Source organism: Methyloradius palustris, from assembly GCF_019703875.1.
In the GTDB taxonomy this organism is placed as follows: domain Bacteria; phylum Pseudomonadota; class Gammaproteobacteria; order Burkholderiales; family Methylophilaceae; genus Methyloradius; species Methyloradius palustris.
On the sequence record NZ_AP024110.1, the window covers coordinates 2,002,317 to 2,018,494 of the forward strand.

General features: G+C 44.0%; 9 protein-coding genes. 2 read left to right on the forward strand and 7 right to left on the reverse strand.

Annotated features, from left to right (window positions below; translation table 11 throughout):
• Positions 1 to 14: 14 nt before the first annotated feature.
• The 6 genes from ZMTM_RS09705 to ZMTM_RS09730 form a co-directional block, all read right to left on the reverse strand.
• The gene (locus ZMTM_RS09705) at positions 15 to 602 is read right to left on the reverse strand and encodes a hypothetical protein (protein WP_221763662.1); all 588 of its coding nucleotides are present in this window, start codon (positions 600 to 602) and stop codon (positions 15 to 17) included.
• Between the two features lie 106 nt (positions 603 to 708).
• The gene (locus ZMTM_RS09710) at positions 709 to 3,108 is read right to left on the reverse strand and encodes a hypothetical protein (protein WP_221763663.1); all 2,400 of its coding nucleotides are present in this window, start codon (positions 3,106 to 3,108) and stop codon (positions 709 to 711) included.
• Positions 3,109 to 3,129: 21 nt separating this feature from the next.
• On the reverse strand, positions 3,130 to 3,621 hold the full coding sequence (locus tag ZMTM_RS09715; protein WP_221763664.1) for a hypothetical protein: 492 nt from the start codon (positions 3,619 to 3,621) through the stop codon (positions 3,130 to 3,132).
• Positions 3,622 to 3,650: 29 nt separating this feature from the next.
• Positions 3,651 to 4,052: a hypothetical protein gene (locus ZMTM_RS09720; RefSeq protein ID WP_221763665.1), complete on the reverse strand. Its 402-nt coding sequence runs from the start codon at positions 4,050 to 4,052 to the stop codon at positions 3,651 to 3,653.
• 417 nt (positions 4,053 to 4,469) lie between these two features.
• Positions 4,470 to 5,789 carry a TolC family outer membrane protein gene (locus ZMTM_RS09725; RefSeq protein ID WP_225907008.1) on the reverse strand — a complete coding sequence of 440 codons (1,320 nt, stop codon included), beginning with the start codon at positions 5,787 to 5,789 and terminating at the stop codon, positions 4,470 to 4,472.
• Between the two features lie 151 nt (positions 5,790 to 5,940).
• Positions 5,941 to 13,185, reverse strand: coding sequence for a calcium-binding protein (locus ZMTM_RS09730; protein WP_221763666.1), 7,245 nt, complete (start codon positions 13,183 to 13,185; stop codon positions 5,941 to 5,943).
• Positions 13,186 to 14,068: 883 nt separating this feature from the next.
• Here ZMTM_RS09730 and ZMTM_RS09735 point away from each other — a divergent pair.
• Both ZMTM_RS09735 and ZMTM_RS09740 read left to right on the forward strand, forming a co-directional pair.
• Entirely contained in the window at positions 14,069 to 14,404 is a 336-nt protein-coding gene (locus tag ZMTM_RS09735; RefSeq protein WP_221763667.1) for a hypothetical protein, read from the forward strand.
• A 60-nt stretch (positions 14,405 to 14,464) separates the two neighbouring features.
• Positions 14,465 to 14,707, forward strand: coding sequence for an AbrB/MazE/SpoVT family DNA-binding domain-containing protein (locus ZMTM_RS09740; protein WP_221763668.1), 243 nt, complete (start codon positions 14,465 to 14,467; stop codon positions 14,705 to 14,707).
• Positions 14,708 to 14,844: 137 nt separating this feature from the next.
• Here ZMTM_RS09740 and ZMTM_RS09745 read toward each other — a convergent pair whose 3' ends face one another.
• Positions 14,845 to 16,176, reverse strand: coding sequence for a TolC family outer membrane protein (locus ZMTM_RS09745; RefSeq protein ID WP_225907145.1), 1,332 nt, complete (start codon positions 16,174 to 16,176; stop codon positions 14,845 to 14,847).
• Positions 16,177 to 16,178: the final 2 nt, after the last annotated feature.

Here is a 16,178-nt window from a genome sequence, read left to right on the forward strand (position 1 = left end):
ATGTTGTCTTGTACTTATCTATGACTGCAATCAGGATTAGTAGGGCCAACCTGGGCAAAATGTTTGCTCCCACTATCAGAAATGTTTTCGCGTTTTTTATTCAAATTGATATAGCTCAATCCCTCGTTCTGAAAAATATATAAATTAGTTGCATGGGCTTCAAAAGTAGAAGGGAGTTTCTCTTCAATCCAGATACCATTTTGGTAAATATATTTGGTATAAATATTGCAACCTCCAAGTGCAAATACACTAGCAAATACGGTTATTTTATTTGAGGTTATATCCAAAATTAATGGGACTTCTGGCCATCGTTGTGGCGATATTTTCATAGAGTGCCATTCAATTATTTCTCCTGGTTTATCTGGGTTAGTAAACTTGAGACGATCTTCTTTCGGCTTTGAACCGCTACTATTAGACGCCCATTCATCGCCCCCAGATTCAAGCACTAATTCACGTTCTATGACGATTACTCGACCATTACTTAATTTCACTTCCTCTTTCCACTTATCAGTCCCAGGAATACAACTAGAAACAATAAAAATGACGATCGCAAGCAGGCCTATCAACTTGAGTGTTGTTGAAGTTTTTATTTTGTAGGTCATTACTGTCTCCCTGCTTGAATAAAACAACTAGAAGAAAAACCTACTTGCAAATTCCACTGAGAATTAAAGCAATGCCAGTCGGAAGAATTATCTCTCAGGTTGGCAATCATGCAGCCACCCTCTCTAGGAGACTCATATCATTTGGGTCATTCGCAGCAGGCCCATGCGGATTAGGGTCACGCACGCCCCAGCACCATGTACCAAGATAGCTTTCTCCATACAGGGTTTCCAGAAACTCCAGCTTACGGGCATCGCCAATGGCATTGCCGTAGATCATGGAGGCACTTCGGCTGGCAGGGTCTACATCCTGCACACCTGCCCAGTAGTAGAGAATGCTGTTCAGGGTGGCATCACGTGCTGCGGGGTCGGTCTGGATGCCGTATTGGGTGACGAGGGTTTTGAGTTGGCCTGTGGTATCTCGTGCCATGGCTTGTTGCAGGCTGGTGAGGTTGCCCCAGCCATCTAGGTCAGGCATGGCGGCGATCTCGGCACTGACAGCAACGGAGGTGGTGCTGACGGTATTCATGGTGTTTTGTTTGAACCAGATGTCGTTGATGCTGCGGGTCTGGTTGGTAGTGGTGGTGTAGGTACCCAGCTCTCGTTGTTCATTGCCATTGGCGTCTAGCTGGTAGCCGATATTGCTCTGGCCGATGCCAGGGTTGCTAATGGTATAGGCGGTGCTGGTGTAGCCTAGGTTGATGCTTTGGACATTGGCCTGGGTGAGTGTCTTGAGTTCACTAATTTGACTGACGCCATCCTGGTTGGTGTCTTGCCATATCTGGAGGGTGCTGAAGGCAGTGTCTGTGCTGTCTATCTTGCCATCCTGGTTGCTATCTAAGTCGGCGAGTGCGGCAAAGCCGTTGGCGGCATTGGTGCCTGTGCTGAGTGCGGTGTTGTTGCCGAAGAGTTCACTGCCGTTGTCGATGATGCCGTTGCCATCGATATCGCGGACGAGCATGCCGTCATCGGCACTGGCCCAGGCAGTCTTCTGGGCAAAGCTGTTGCCGTCGTGGTCAAAGTAGACGCCATTGTCGAGGGTGGTGGTTTCTACACCGTCGCCATCGAGATCAAGGATGAGGGGGCTGGTAGTGCGCTCGGCCTGAGCGTAGGTACTTTGCCCGTTCTGTAATACTCTCGGGGCGACATTTTTGGGTTTATCGAGGGGGTCGGTATCCTTAAGATTGATACCGAGGTCGCCGTTCTTGAAGTTGTTGACGGTGATGGTGTTACCAAATTTACTAGTAATTGTTAGAGTTACAGGCCCTGCATTAGGGTCACTTCCCGCAGTGTATGTATAAGTATGTGAGTTTGGATCACTGAACCAGGTCAAAGAACCATGACTTTGGTTTTTACCTCCTGTAAGTGGATCCGTGTAAAACGAAATATCACCCTGACTACTTCCAGTACCATTATCTTCATCAGTTATATTATCAACGCCATCACCTGGCTTAAACCAGTAATGATCCTTGCCATGCCCTCCAAACAAACTATCATTACCATGCCCCCCAGTTAGATCATCGTCGCCATCTCCACCATATAAAGTATCGTTTTCACTTCCCCCATATATAGTATCGTTCCCTATACCACCATAAGCTTTATAGGTCTTATGATCCATCATTATCATGTCATTACCCTTACCACCAAAAAACACTATGCCGTTAGTTGATGCATAGCTAGCAAGAGTTGGCATGTCTATTGTTGCTTCATCTAAGGTTTCATTGGCATCACTGCCATAAATAACTGCTCTATTTTCACTATCAAGAAATTTTATAGCCCCAGAGTTCCACAACTCATTGATTAAAGATTCCCTTTGATTAAACAAAGCAGCCACCCCATCTAATGGATGTGCTACTGGAGAGTTTTGGACGGCAGTTAAATAATCTGCATTTGTAAATGGTGAGGAGGAGTTAATGCTTACCGATCCTGCTGTAGTCACTTGAACCTCGCGGCCAATACCTGAAGGGTCGATTCTTGGTTCTAAATATAGATTTCCTAAACCAGATATAGGGTTGCTAGATTTAAAGTCAAAACCTTCGTATCCTAGACCTCCAAAATCAGGCTCTATACCGTAATTGATGATAGATCGAGTGCCATTCTCAGCCACGATAAATCTAGTCGAATCACTTAGCTTAAATGCTGTTGACTCCCATATATATGAACGTGCAAGAAAATCTGCATCTCCTTGACCATAGTCTGATTGAGTGATTTTCAACCCGTAATAATCCATACCATAAAAAGCTGCTAAATCAGCTTTAGTATAGACTCCAGCAGGAAGTACCTGACCTAATAAAGGATTGCTATTTGGATTGAAAAAATTCTGAACGATTTCGAATTTATCAATGGTCGCAAATCTACCAGGGCCAGCCATATATTCATTGATATCAACCGTAAATGGTTTTGTCACACCGCTCGCACGAATAAGACTATCACTTAGTATGTCTTGAGGCTTGGTTGTAGATCCATATAAATAAAGGTTGGTCATTTCAACGATTGTTGGAAGGCTCATAATCTATGTCTCGCTTTTATATTAATCAAATAATGAATAAAGGGTTCCACAGCTACTTATGTAGTATGAGAATTCGCTATATCCTGCTTTAATTTCATCACCAACCTTTATTTTTAATGCAATCTTTCCGGTAACAAAATATGGGGAAAGTCCAGTTAAGCAGCCCCAAGCATTTACAGTAAGCTTACCTTCAGAAACTTTTGCAACTCTAGAAACTTCACAGCAATTTGGATTTTTTTCAAAAACTTCTTCTAAGCTTGAATAGGGAACCTGGTCATAAATTTTCTTATGATCTGAATCGTTAATAATATAAACAGGAGAATTAACAGTTCCTGATATTTCGCTGCCTTCATAAAAATTGAGTAAACGACTGACGGCTATTTCTATTCGCTCGTGGTCAGATAAAAATCTGAGTTTCTGGTAACAAAACCCAAAACAATTTAGGGTTAGAAATAATAAAATCAATAATTTAATTGGATTGTTTTTTATAAAAGTCATTATTTTTCTTCTCATACAACTCTATCCGCTTGGTTAGTTTATTTTTACGGAATGGCAGCGGCTGGCCCATGCGGATTAGGGTCACGCACGCCCCAGCACCAGGTACCAAGGTAGCTTTCTCCATAGAGGGTTTCCAGAAACTCTAGCTTACGGGCATCGCCAATAGCATTGCCGTAGATCATGGAGGCAGTTCGGCTGCCGGGGTCTACATCTTGTACGCCTGCCCAGTAGTAGAGAATGCTGTTGAGGGTGGCATCGCGGGTATCGGGGTCGGTCTGGGTGCCGTATTGGGTGACGAGGGTTTTGAGTTGGCCTGTGGTATCTCGTGCCATGGCTTGTTGCAGGCTGGTGAGATTGCCCCATCCATCGAGATCAGGCATGGCGGCAATCTCGGCACTGACAGCAACGGAGGTGGTGCTGACGGTAAGCAAAGTAATTTTACTCATGAAGCATCCCTGGTTTTATCGTTATTATTTCTTATGTCAGATTTTTATCTGATCATGGCAATTAAGGTCTGCTGACTTAACTTAACCGTTTTTTTATCTAGTTATTATGCTTTTGCTTGGATGGCTAACTGCAATTGTCATGCCATGTTTCAGAATTATCAGACTTTCCAAATCCCCAATCTAATTTGACATTTATTTTGACTCTCTGCTTTTAAACTTAAGTGTATGAAACCACACCAAGTTTCTTTACATTACCTTACATTTATTAACATATCAGATAAGTGTGACAAACCCAATATTTATTTCATCATTTAAATGTTTGTTTACTATAGGTTAATCTTTTTAACCTATATGCAACTTTTGATTTTTGGCTTGCCCAGAATTGAGCATTAGGCGGCTGTTTTAGTGCAGAGGTGGCTATTTTATGAGTAGTTGATTGATGCTGATGAGGTCAGCTTCACTAAGAGTACCGACAGCAGCTTTGAGTTTTAAGCCCTGGATTAAGGTGTCGTATCTGGCTTTGATGAGGTCGCGCTTTGCACTGTACAGTTGACGTTGAGCATTTAGGATATCAATGTTGATATGGATGCCATATTTATAACCTTGCTTGTTACCCTCAACTGCAATAGCACTTGAATCTACAGCGGATTCCAATGCTTCTATCTGGGCTAATCCATTGATGATCCCTGAATAAGCTTGGCGTGCATCGGTGGCGGCTTGGCGTTTGGCTGTCTCCAATTGAGCTTGGGCTTTGTTTTTGTTGGCGATAGCTTCTATGACTTTTGAATTGGTCGCGCCGCCAGCAAATAAAGGGACAGTCACTTGCACCCCTGCACTGCTGGTAGTGGCATTGGTGGAGTAATCGCTGGGGAGTGTGAGGTTGTTAGAGGTGTAGTTCTGACCATAAGATGCAACGATATCTACGGTGGGCAAATACTCGGCACGGTTGCGATTCACTTCTGACTCTGCTGCTTTAACAACAGCTTCTGGTGCAAGCACGGCTGGGTTATTAATTCGGGCCTGCTCTATCCAAGCACCAACATCTTCTGGCTGTGGTTTGGGGATAATCTCGGTTTCTTTGAGTGAGGCTAAAGCCTCGGGAGCTTCGCCTACAATCTTCTCCAGTTCGGCCCGTTTGGCTTCTAAATCATTGAGGGCGGCAAGTTTTTGCGCACGCGCCAGATCAATACGGGCTTTCGCTTCATGCACATCGGTGATGGCATTAGTACCATGCTCAAAACCTGCCTGGGCCTGCCCCATTTGTTCCGTAGCCGCATTCATTTGTGATTCAGCGACTGCTATTGTTTCATTAGCGACCAGTACATCAAAATAGGCTTGAGTCAGCCTTAATATGAGGTCTTGTTCTGCTTGGGTATAAAGAGCATGTGCCTGAGCCACGAGATATTCAGATTGCTGGTAGGCTACATAGTTTTGCAAGCGGAATAGTGGTTGCGTAAGTTGTAGATTCCAAGCCCAAGACTGTGTGGAACGTTTGACCTGAGTGGTGCTTGTAGCAGCACTGTATTCGGTAGATGCATGATTGGCATTGTCGTTACCGTTGAGGTTAATCACTGGTAACAAGCCTGCCCTGGCTTGGGGTATCTTTTGTTCGGCAGCCTGTAAAGCATAGCGTGCTGAGTCAAAGGTGGGGTCATTGGCTTGGGCTGAGTGATAGACCTCCAGAAGATCGGCGGCCTGTAGCGTTGGACTAATCATTGCCACGATAACAATAGACAAACCATACCTTATATTTCTTCTTTTATTCACTTAAATACAAAGCGAGGCCGACATCATGATCAGATGATATCGGCCTGCCGTTTCCCCTTTAGTAATGATTTGTTACTGGTTACTTTTGTATCTTTTATATATTACTTACTAATGTTTCAGTTTACGACCAGTTTGCTGCCAGCACAGGCGCCAATTGAGCCTGATATGCAGGTGGCAATGAGGTCTGGCCCGCTGCTGGCGGAGTTAAGCCAGCCATCGCATTAACCAGGTTCTGTACCTGCGTATCAATCAGGGTGTGATTACCATCTGCTGTAGCAATCTCTTCTACATGATAGGAAGAACCGCTATACCAATCCTGAATGATCGTTTTATCGGTAGTACCAATAACACTGATCTCAAGATTGTTGTCTGACTGGGTAAACCATAGCTGGTCATAACCAATGCCAGCACCAAATTTCAGCGTATCTACATTACTAGGATCAGAATTCTGGTCCCAGTCATATACCGTATCCTGACCATCACCAGCGTTGAAAATATATGTATCATTACCTAGTTGGCCAGCAAGGAAATCATTCCCTGTACCGCCTGCCAAGGTATCGTTTCCATCAAAGGACCATATCGTATCATTGCCAGCAAACCCTCTGAGCAGGGCATCCTGATTATCTGGAGGAGTGAGGTAATCATCGCCAGATAAAGAGGATTTAAGATACTCAGTGTTCAAGTAATCAGCATCCCAGACTGTACCGTTATTAAACTGTACAGTCTCAATGCGATAATCTGAACCATAGCTCCAGTTGAGTAGAGTCACCTGATCACTGGTTCCTGATATTCCAAGAATCAGATCGCTGCCTTGCGTGCTAAAGATAATATCGGATGAAGAGATGTTTTCCCCAAAACTTAGGGTATCAGTATTGCCCGGGGTTGAGTCATACTCTCCGATAGTGTCTTGGCCATCACCGATATTAAATCGGTACAAATCATTACCAACCTGTCCAGCCAGATAGTCGTTGCCCGTACCACCTTCCAAGGTATCGTTACCAGCAAAGCCCCATAGAGTATCATTACCTGCAAAGCCCCTGACCAAAGCATCTTGGTCGTCAGGGGCAGTCAAATAGTCATCACCAGATAACAGGGCCTGGAGATACTGGGTATTCAAATAACCATTATCCCAAACAGTCCCATCAGCAAACTGGACATTCTCAATATAGTGATCCTGACCATAACCCCAGTCTGCGATTTTTACCTGGTCATCTGTTCCGCTGATTCCCAGAACCAGATCCACCCCTTGTAATGTAAAGCTTATATCTGAGGCATTAATCCCTGCACCGAAATGCAAGGTGTCAATATTTCCAGGGGTAGCATCGTAATCACCAATGATGTCTTGGCCATCCCCCAGATTAAACTTGTAGGTATCGTTACCTGTTTGACCCATAAGGAAGTCGTTGCCTGCTCCGCCTTCAAGAGTATCGTTACCGGTATAACCTATGATGGTATCGTCGCCACCCAGGCCTTTCAGGTAGGCAGGATTGTCGTCAATGGCTGTGAAGTAATCACTGTCTTCAGTACCGTTAATGACGTTGCCGTTACCTGCTCCGCCCCCGTCTCCACCATTGCCACCATCTCCAGGGTCACCTCCACCGCCATCACCACCTCCGGCTACAAGACCTTCAATAGCTACCGCGTCCCAGATACTCCCATTTGCAAACTCAATCTGCTGAAGCTTGTAACTCTGGCTAACTGTCCAGTTTTGGATCGTGATCTGATCAGTCGTGTTGGCTATACTTAGAATAAGATCGCTGCCATTGATAGTGAAACTGATATCGCTGGTTGAAATGCCTGCACCAAATTTCAATGTATCAACTGACGTAGTTGCGGTACTTGAATCGTCATAATTGTTGATAGTGTCCTGGCCATCTCCAAGGCCGAACAGATAAGTATCGCTACCACCTTGTCCGCCCAGATAATCATTACCTATTCCACCTTCCAAGGTGTCATTGCCTAGTGAACCGTAGATGGTGTCATTTCCAGTAAAACCTTTGAGCAGCTGATCATCCGTTGTATCTAAAGATAAATAGTCATCACCAGATAATTTGACTCTTAGGTATTGGTCATTCAAATATGCACTGTCCCATGAAGTTCCATCTGCAAATTCGACCTGATCAAGACGATAGTCTTGTCCATAACCCCAGTTCTGGATTGTAATCTGATCAGTTGTGTTAGCTATACTCAAGATCAAATCACTGCCGCTAAGACCAATAGTGATATCACTTTCCGATATACCTGTACCAAACTTCAATGAGTCAGTAGCTGAATCATCATAGTTGTTAATAATGTCCTGGCCATCGCCTAGATTGAATATGTATGTGTCACTACCAGTTTGCCCATTCAGATAATCGTTGCCGATCCCCCCTTCCAGAGTATCGTTACCTAAAGATCCGAAAATGGTGTCATTTCCGGCAAAGCCTTTAAGTATCTGATCATCCGTTGAATATGGAGATAAGTAATCGTCACCAGATAACTTGGCTATCAGATATTCATTACTCAGATATGTGCTGTCCCATGTCGTCCCATCAGCAAACACGACTTGCTGATGACGATATTTTTGGTCAATATTCCAGCTCTGTAATATGACCTGATCGGTTGAAGCTCCTATACTCAATATAAGATCATCACCACTAACGCCGACAGTTACATCACTAGCTGCAATGCCTGTGCCGAATTTTAATGTGTCTATTGATGTAGTAGCTAAGTCATCATAATTACTGATAGTATCCTGACCGTCACCTAGATTGAATAGGTATGTATCGCTGGCGCCGCCACCTGAAAGGTAGTCATTCCCTGCATTCCCTTCCAAGGTATCTTGACCCAGAGACCCGAATATTGTGTCATTACCTGCAAGGCCACTGATTAATTGGGCATCGGTTGTAAAAGCAGAAATATAATCATCGCCTTCAGTACCATTAACCACTGTGGTACTGCCTGAACCACCGCCAGTACCACCATCGCCTCCTCCGGAATCACCAATGTTAGCCACGAAATCTTCAATTGCAGCTGCATCCCAAATACTGCCATTCGCAAACTCTATCTGCTGAATATGATAACTCTGGCTCACAGTCCAGTTCTGGATCGTGATCTGATCGGTCGTGTTGGCTATACTCAGGACAAGGTCAGTGCCATTGATACTGAAACTGATATCGCTGGTTGAAATACCTGCAGCAAACTTCAATGTATCAACTGACGTGGATGCTGTTGCTGAATCGTCATAATTGTTGATAGTGTCCTGGCCATCTCCAAGGCCGAACAGATAAGTATCGCTACCACCTTTGCCGCTCAGATAATCATTACCTATTCCACCTTCTAAGGTGTCGTTGCCGCCCTGTCCGTAAAGAGCATCATCCCCAGCATAACCATTAATATAATCAGAAGGACTGTAAGAACTGGATGTTAAGGTATCATTCCCTGCATGAATCATTGAATTGATGTATTCAGCATTCCAGTTCGTACCGTCATCAAATTGAATTTCTCTGATCTGGAATAAACTGCCTGCCGTCCACCCCATAATGGTGACTTGGTCAGAGGTACCGTCTATTGCAAATGTTAAATCATAATTGCTGACACTCAACGATATCTGGGAAGATAAAATACCTGAACCGAACTTCAGGATGCCACGAGTCGTAGATGCAACATCCCCTGAATTATTGATGCTGTCTTGTCCATCTCCGAGATTGAACACATAGGTATCATCTCCACCGCCGCCCCATAACTCATCGTTTCCAATTCCACCAACTAAAGTATCGTTGAACTTTACTCCATTATAGGATCCACCGCTAAGCGTATCATTACCTCCAAGGCCTCTTATCTCGGCAGCATAATAAGCCCCACCCAAATAGTCATCATTCGATGTTCCCAGTATTGGGCCCGTGTTGGTTCCTCCATCTGTCAGCAGAAATGTAGCTCGCAGATCGCTGAGAGTTGGTGGCTGACTAAAACGCAAAGCCTGATCAGAAAACCAGAAACTCATAATTGAATTATCTGGAGAAGAAAAATATGACTGGATAGTGAGAACGTCGCTATCCCCGTACTTTATGACCAAATCATTACCAATTTGGTCAAGACTTGTCAGTTCGTTAACACCGACATCAAGAAACGAAATTTTATCTGAGGAGTCAGAACTGGAAATCACATCGACACCATCTCCCTTAGAGAAGACGTAGGTGTCGCTACCAGTTCCGCCATCGAGAAAGTCGTCACCAGCACCACCAATCAAGGTGTCATTCCCGCCATTTCCCAAAATAATATTATTAGCGGCATTTCCCTGAATGATATTGCTCAGCGCGTTACCAGTAGCATTTATAGCAGTGCTGCCAGTCAAGGTAAGGTTCTCTACGTAATCACCGAGGGTATAGCTGACACTCGTTTTGATAATATCGATGCCTTCATAGGCATTCTCAATTACGACATCGCCAAGGTCATCTACGATATAAGTGTCGTCACCAGCACCACCAATCAAGGTGTCATTCCCGCCATTTCCCAGAATAATATTATTAGCGGCATTTCCCTGAATGATATTGCTCAGCGCGTTGCCGGTAGCATTATTAGCAGTGCTGCCAGTCAAGGTAAGGTTCTCTACGTAATCACCGAGGGTATAGCTGATACTCGCTTTTATAGTATCGATGCCTTCATTAACATTCTCAATCACCACATCGCCAAGGTCATCTACGATATAAGTGTCGTCACCAGCACCACCAGTCAGAGTATCTGCACCAGCCTGACCATCAAGCAGATTATTGCCAGCATTTCCTGTCAATACATCACTATTGCTGGAACCAATCAGATTCTCTATGCCAACAAGGTAATCGCCCTCGGCATCCCCACCATGACTAGCTCCTGTTAGGAGATTTACCTGAACTCCAGCAGTTGAAGTTAGATAACTTGCCGTGTCTATGCCTATCCCACCGTTTAAAGTATCAGCACCAGCACCTCCGACTAATAGATCGTTGCCATTGCCGCTAGTCAGACTGTCGTTACCATCCCCACCTTCTAACGTATCGTTACCTACACCACTCGAGACAGTATCATTACCCGCCCCAGCCAGAATATGCATGTTGGCGGTGTAGGTGAAATGAGGCTCTACTGCAAAGGTATCGAAACTTACATTATCAGAATCAGAGGTCAAATTGATTGCATATGCGCCGTACAACTGCGGCAATGTAAAATATGCGCCATCACTAAAGATGAATTGATCAAAGCTTGCACCTACATTTGATACGTAAAAGCGGTTCCACAAAGTGATACTGTCACTCGTACCATAATTGATTATTAAGTTATTTCCTGAGCGTGTTAATGAGGTCAAGCTTGCCGAGTCCACATTAGTGAACTGGATGGTATCCTGATGTACGATACTATTAACAGTATTGTCTATATAATCTTGCCCATCGCCGAGACTAAACCGATAGGTATCATTGCCATTACCACCGACTAAATAATCATTACCAACGCCACCAATAAGTGTGTCATCGCCGTCACCTCCATTTAGATTGTCGTTATAACCACCGCCAGAAATAATATCATTACCATCACCACCATCTAAAGAGTCATATCCGTTTCCACCTATGATCGTATCGTTACCTGAGGCACCAGAAATTGTATTGGGCTGATCATTACCCCTAATATAATCATCACCTGTACTTCCATTGCCATCGTTCCATGCGGTATAGCCTCTTAAGAAAAGTCCAGCATTTGAGGCAGCGATACCAATTTCTGAAGTAAGTGTGTGAGTTGTTAAAAAGTCCAATATCATCTGCTGACCCTGCCAACCACTCCCACGCAAATCGGACTTTGTTGCACTGTAAAAATCTATCAAATCAAGGATTCCATCACTAGGATTTAATGCAATGCGAGCATTGAAATCGGCATTTAATTCGCTGAAATCTAATGAAAAACCTGTATCGGAGATTACTAGACCAATTTTATCTAGCATAGGCTTAACTAAAGTGTCATAGACACCCGATATATGGAGGCTATTAAAGACTGAATTCTTTAACTCATCGTAACTCTGATTCAATAAGTATTGTGCGTTATGCCAAAGAGTTAATGTGACATCATCCGTGCCTGTCGGAATTGGTTGGTAAGTTCTACCATTAAAATGTTCCATGATGGTGAGCTTGTCAACCATGGCCTGATAATCTGCACTACCAGTAATAATTCCGGTGTACCAAGTTTGCATATCGACAGTAAGGTTATGTCCAGCATATGCGCCAGTGAAAGTAGTGGCCATGGTGCTGGTATCTGACCAAGCCTTGAGAATAGCATCGATGAGTATATGCTGTTCTGCTCTGGTGGCGCTAGCAAATTGGGTCAATAAGGCTGCAAGGCTAGGTGAGAGGCTTGCGGCTTCTCGTAGATCGCGTACTTGCCCACTGCCTTGCAGGTCGGGCAAGGTTGCTGCCTGTGTTGTGAGAGGGATATGGTCCGTAAATTCCGAATTAAATGTATCTTGCACAAGATTAACGTCAGCCAAGTTGGCAGCGGTGCCTGCGGTACCGCTAGTACCGTCGCTGTAAGTAAAGGTGCCAAGGTCGGCGAGCACGTTGCCATTATTTAGCAGGGTGTTATGTTCCACACTAGTGACATTGATGCTGGCAATACCAAGAGTATTTAGGCTAGTGAGTTCGTTCGCCTGGCTGATGCCGTCCTGATTGAGGTCTCGCCAGACTAGGAGGTTATCCCAGTTATCATCGAGACTGCTGACTATTCCATCTTGGTTGGTATCCTGGTCGGCGATAGCATCAAAGCCGTCCGCAGCAAGTTGACCGTTGCTTTTAAGGGTTGCATCACCAAAAAGTTCACGTCCATTGTCTATGTAACCGTTTCCGTTTCTGTCCATCACTAACAGCCCATCACTAGGTGCGACCCAACCAGTACTAGTTTTTATACCGTCTGCATCTACATCAAAGAGAATCGGATTGGTATTAGAGATGCCTGTCGTTTCTACACCGTTGCCATTGAGATCTAAAGTAAAGGGGTCACTGCGCTGAGGAAAATTGCTAAATTTTTTGAAAGCGGTTGATACACCAGCATTAATTCCATAATTACCAAGCCTTAAATTTCTATTCATTTGCCACTCGGCCCAAAACTCTTCATCTGTCATGGTCCTTGGTGTTGGTAAATGGTCAATAACATACTCCGCCCCATACCCAAGAATAAGGCCAATACCTATTGCGGGAATTAAAGGTGCGCCTGCAAGACCTGCCAATCCCGTAGCGGCGGCACCCATAAAAGCCTTTAATGCGTCAATCGCCTGCTCTTGGCCAGCAGAGTCGGTTACCGTTTTTAGAAAATCATCGAGGCTTTTTGCCTGATCTGCTGCCTCAACAACTTCTTCAGCCAATTTTAGATAGCTCATTTTTAAAGCCTTTCTTAATTGAGATTTTATAAATCCAAACTATATAACAATAGATAATGGAATCTGAGCCTGCAAAATTTTTTTAGTCTATATCGTAATAATCAAATAATCACAACTTTCGACCTAAAGTTCCCTAAATGCCATACTCGGAATTCTCTTATGAATAGCATTGTGTTATTGCATTAAGAAAAAATAATGCCAATGTTCTAACTGATACCACCAGCATGGATATGCCTAACAACGGAATAAAGCAAGATAACCAATTTACTTACAATTTCTTACAAAAGATAATGTACCGTAATAATATGACAAAACCAATTTGCATTTGAATAACTAGGATGGATCAGTTTTGATACTGAAACAATCCGTTTAGCCTTTGGCTATCGCTGTTAAGATAAATCTACAATAAAATGATTGCGCTTAATAATGTAAATAGCGAGAGCTTGAGTTTAGTAGAGATAAAACCTTATTGCTGTTTGTCTATCATTCTAAGATGCCGTATCTATATGTGGCTACACTACTGATTTTCGGCTAGATATTTCCTGAAATATACTAAACCACTAGCAAATCTATTTAAGTCGATTATCTACCGACATACTTTATTCTTTCAAGAAGAAACAGAAAGATGAGCTCGAAGATATTCGACGGACTTTAAAAATTTTCACATATAGACATGATGTAATACAAATTATAGATTTACAGAAAACGTACCCGACAGACTGAATTCTTTCAGATCAAAAGTGATCCAAAAGAATTCAGTCTGTCGAGGGGTAATAAAGTCTGTCGGAGAAAGTTGAAGTGTATGACTAGAGTTCAGGAATACCTCTGATTGGTGTGACTTGATTGCCAGTGTTAATGCATCGTAGGTCAGACTGGCTTTGTAGTGATTCGTCAATACCCAACCTATATTGCTCTTGATATCAAGGATGACAGCCAGATCATTGAAGGTGAACCTGCGAGGTCAGACTTATGGTCACCGATCGACCTTGCCAACCCATTTCAAATGCAACATAAACAGAGTCTTTTGCAAAAGAAATCCGATGAAGAATATTCCCGAAAAATGGAATTGACTTACTCAAAAAGAGAACAAGACCAGATTAAGGCAGTGTCAAAGGAAACAGCACCAAAAACCAAAGTTGTGTCTATCCGCAAAGGCCCCTTAGATGCGAAAAAATTGCATGAAGATGCTAAATGGTTCAATGATAATTTTGACCTGTAATGCATTCTGAATACCAGAAAATTTAATATAATTTTTCGGGGGGGGGTATTGGAGTGAAAGATGAAACTGAAGTTAAAAAAATGGGGTAACTCAGCAGCCGTTCGATTGCCGAAAAAATTTCTTGAAGAGCTGAATTTAAAGATTGGTGACTCAATAGACCTGAAGATAAATGATGCATCTGTTCCTCATCCAGAATCAAAGCCGAAGTATAAACTGGCATATCTACTATCTGAATCCGCCGATGGCTTGCCCGTCATTGAGGAGTGGGAAACCATGCCACCAGTTGGTAAGGAAATCATTTAATACCAGTTGTCAGGCAGTCTCTAACGCTCTCTCAAACTTTCATTCGCATACTGTAGCAATGGGCTCAGGAAATACTCCTAACTGGTTTCAAGACAATTTTGACAAATAATTATGTGTGGATGAGTAGTACTGAGGGTTTATTTAACTAACAATTGATTGATGCCAGCAACATCAGCCTCGGTTAGTGTTCCAACAGAGGCCTTAAGCTTCAATCCCTGAATCAGGGTGTCATATCTGGCTTTGATGAGGTCACGCTTAGCGGTATACAGCTGGCGCTCAGCATTCAGGATGTCGATATTGATGTGAATACCGAATTTGTACCCCTGCTTATTGCCTTCCACAGCACTCTCGCTGGAATCCACTGCAGATTCAAGTGCTTCTATCTGCGCCAGTCCGTTAATGATGCCCGAATAAGCCTGTCTGGCATCGGTTGCAGCCTGACGCTTGGCAATTTCCAGTTGAGCCTGGGCTTTGCTCTTGTTAGCGATGGCTTCCGTGACTTTGGAGTTAGTAGAACCACCCGCGTATAGGGGTACAGTGACTTGAACTCCAGCAACACCAGTCGTTGCCTGCGTTGAATAGTCACTGGGAAGTGTCAGGTTGTTAGAGGTGTAGTTCTGGCCATACGAAGCAACAATGTCCACGGTAGGCAGATATTCAGCCCGATTCCTGTTAATCTCGGATTCAGCTGCCTGCACGATGGCTTGCGGTGCCACTACATTCGGATTATTGATTCTAGCCTGCTCAATCCAGATATTGACGTCTTCTGGTTGCGGCTTGGGGATGATCTCGGCTTCATTGAGCGATGCCAGTATCTCGGGTGCTTGTCCCACGATCTTTTCAAGTTCAGCGCGCTTGGCTTCGAGGTCATTGATAGCGGCCAGTTTCTGCGCCCGTGCTAGGTCGATTCGGGCCTTGGCTTCATGCACATCTGTGATGGCATTCGTCCCATGGTCAAATCCAGCCTGAGCTTGTCCCATTTGCTCAGTTGCAGCACTCATCTGCGATTCAGCCACCTCAATGGTTTCCTTGGCTACCAATACATCGAAATAAGCTTGAGTGAGTCTGAGAATAATATCCTGCTCTGCTTGGCTATATTGAGCCTGCCCCTGCGCCACCAGGTATTCTGATTGCTTGTATGCAAGAATGTTCTGTAACCTGAATAAAGGTTGGGTCAGCTGTAGATTCCACGCCCAGGACTGTACAGAACGTTTTACTTGAGTGCTGTTGGTCGCTGCACTGTATTCAGTAGTTGCATGATTAGCGTTGTCGTTGCCATTGATGTTCACAACTGGTAGCAGGCCTGCACGTGCTTGCGGGACTTTTTCATAAGCGGCTTGCAGGGCATATCTGGCAGCATCAAAGGTCGGATCGTTGGCTTGTGCCAGATGATAGACTTCCAGTAAATCTTCAGCCCGGGCGCTAATAGCAAACGTGAGCAACATCGCTGTTGCCAATGCGAGTCGCACTC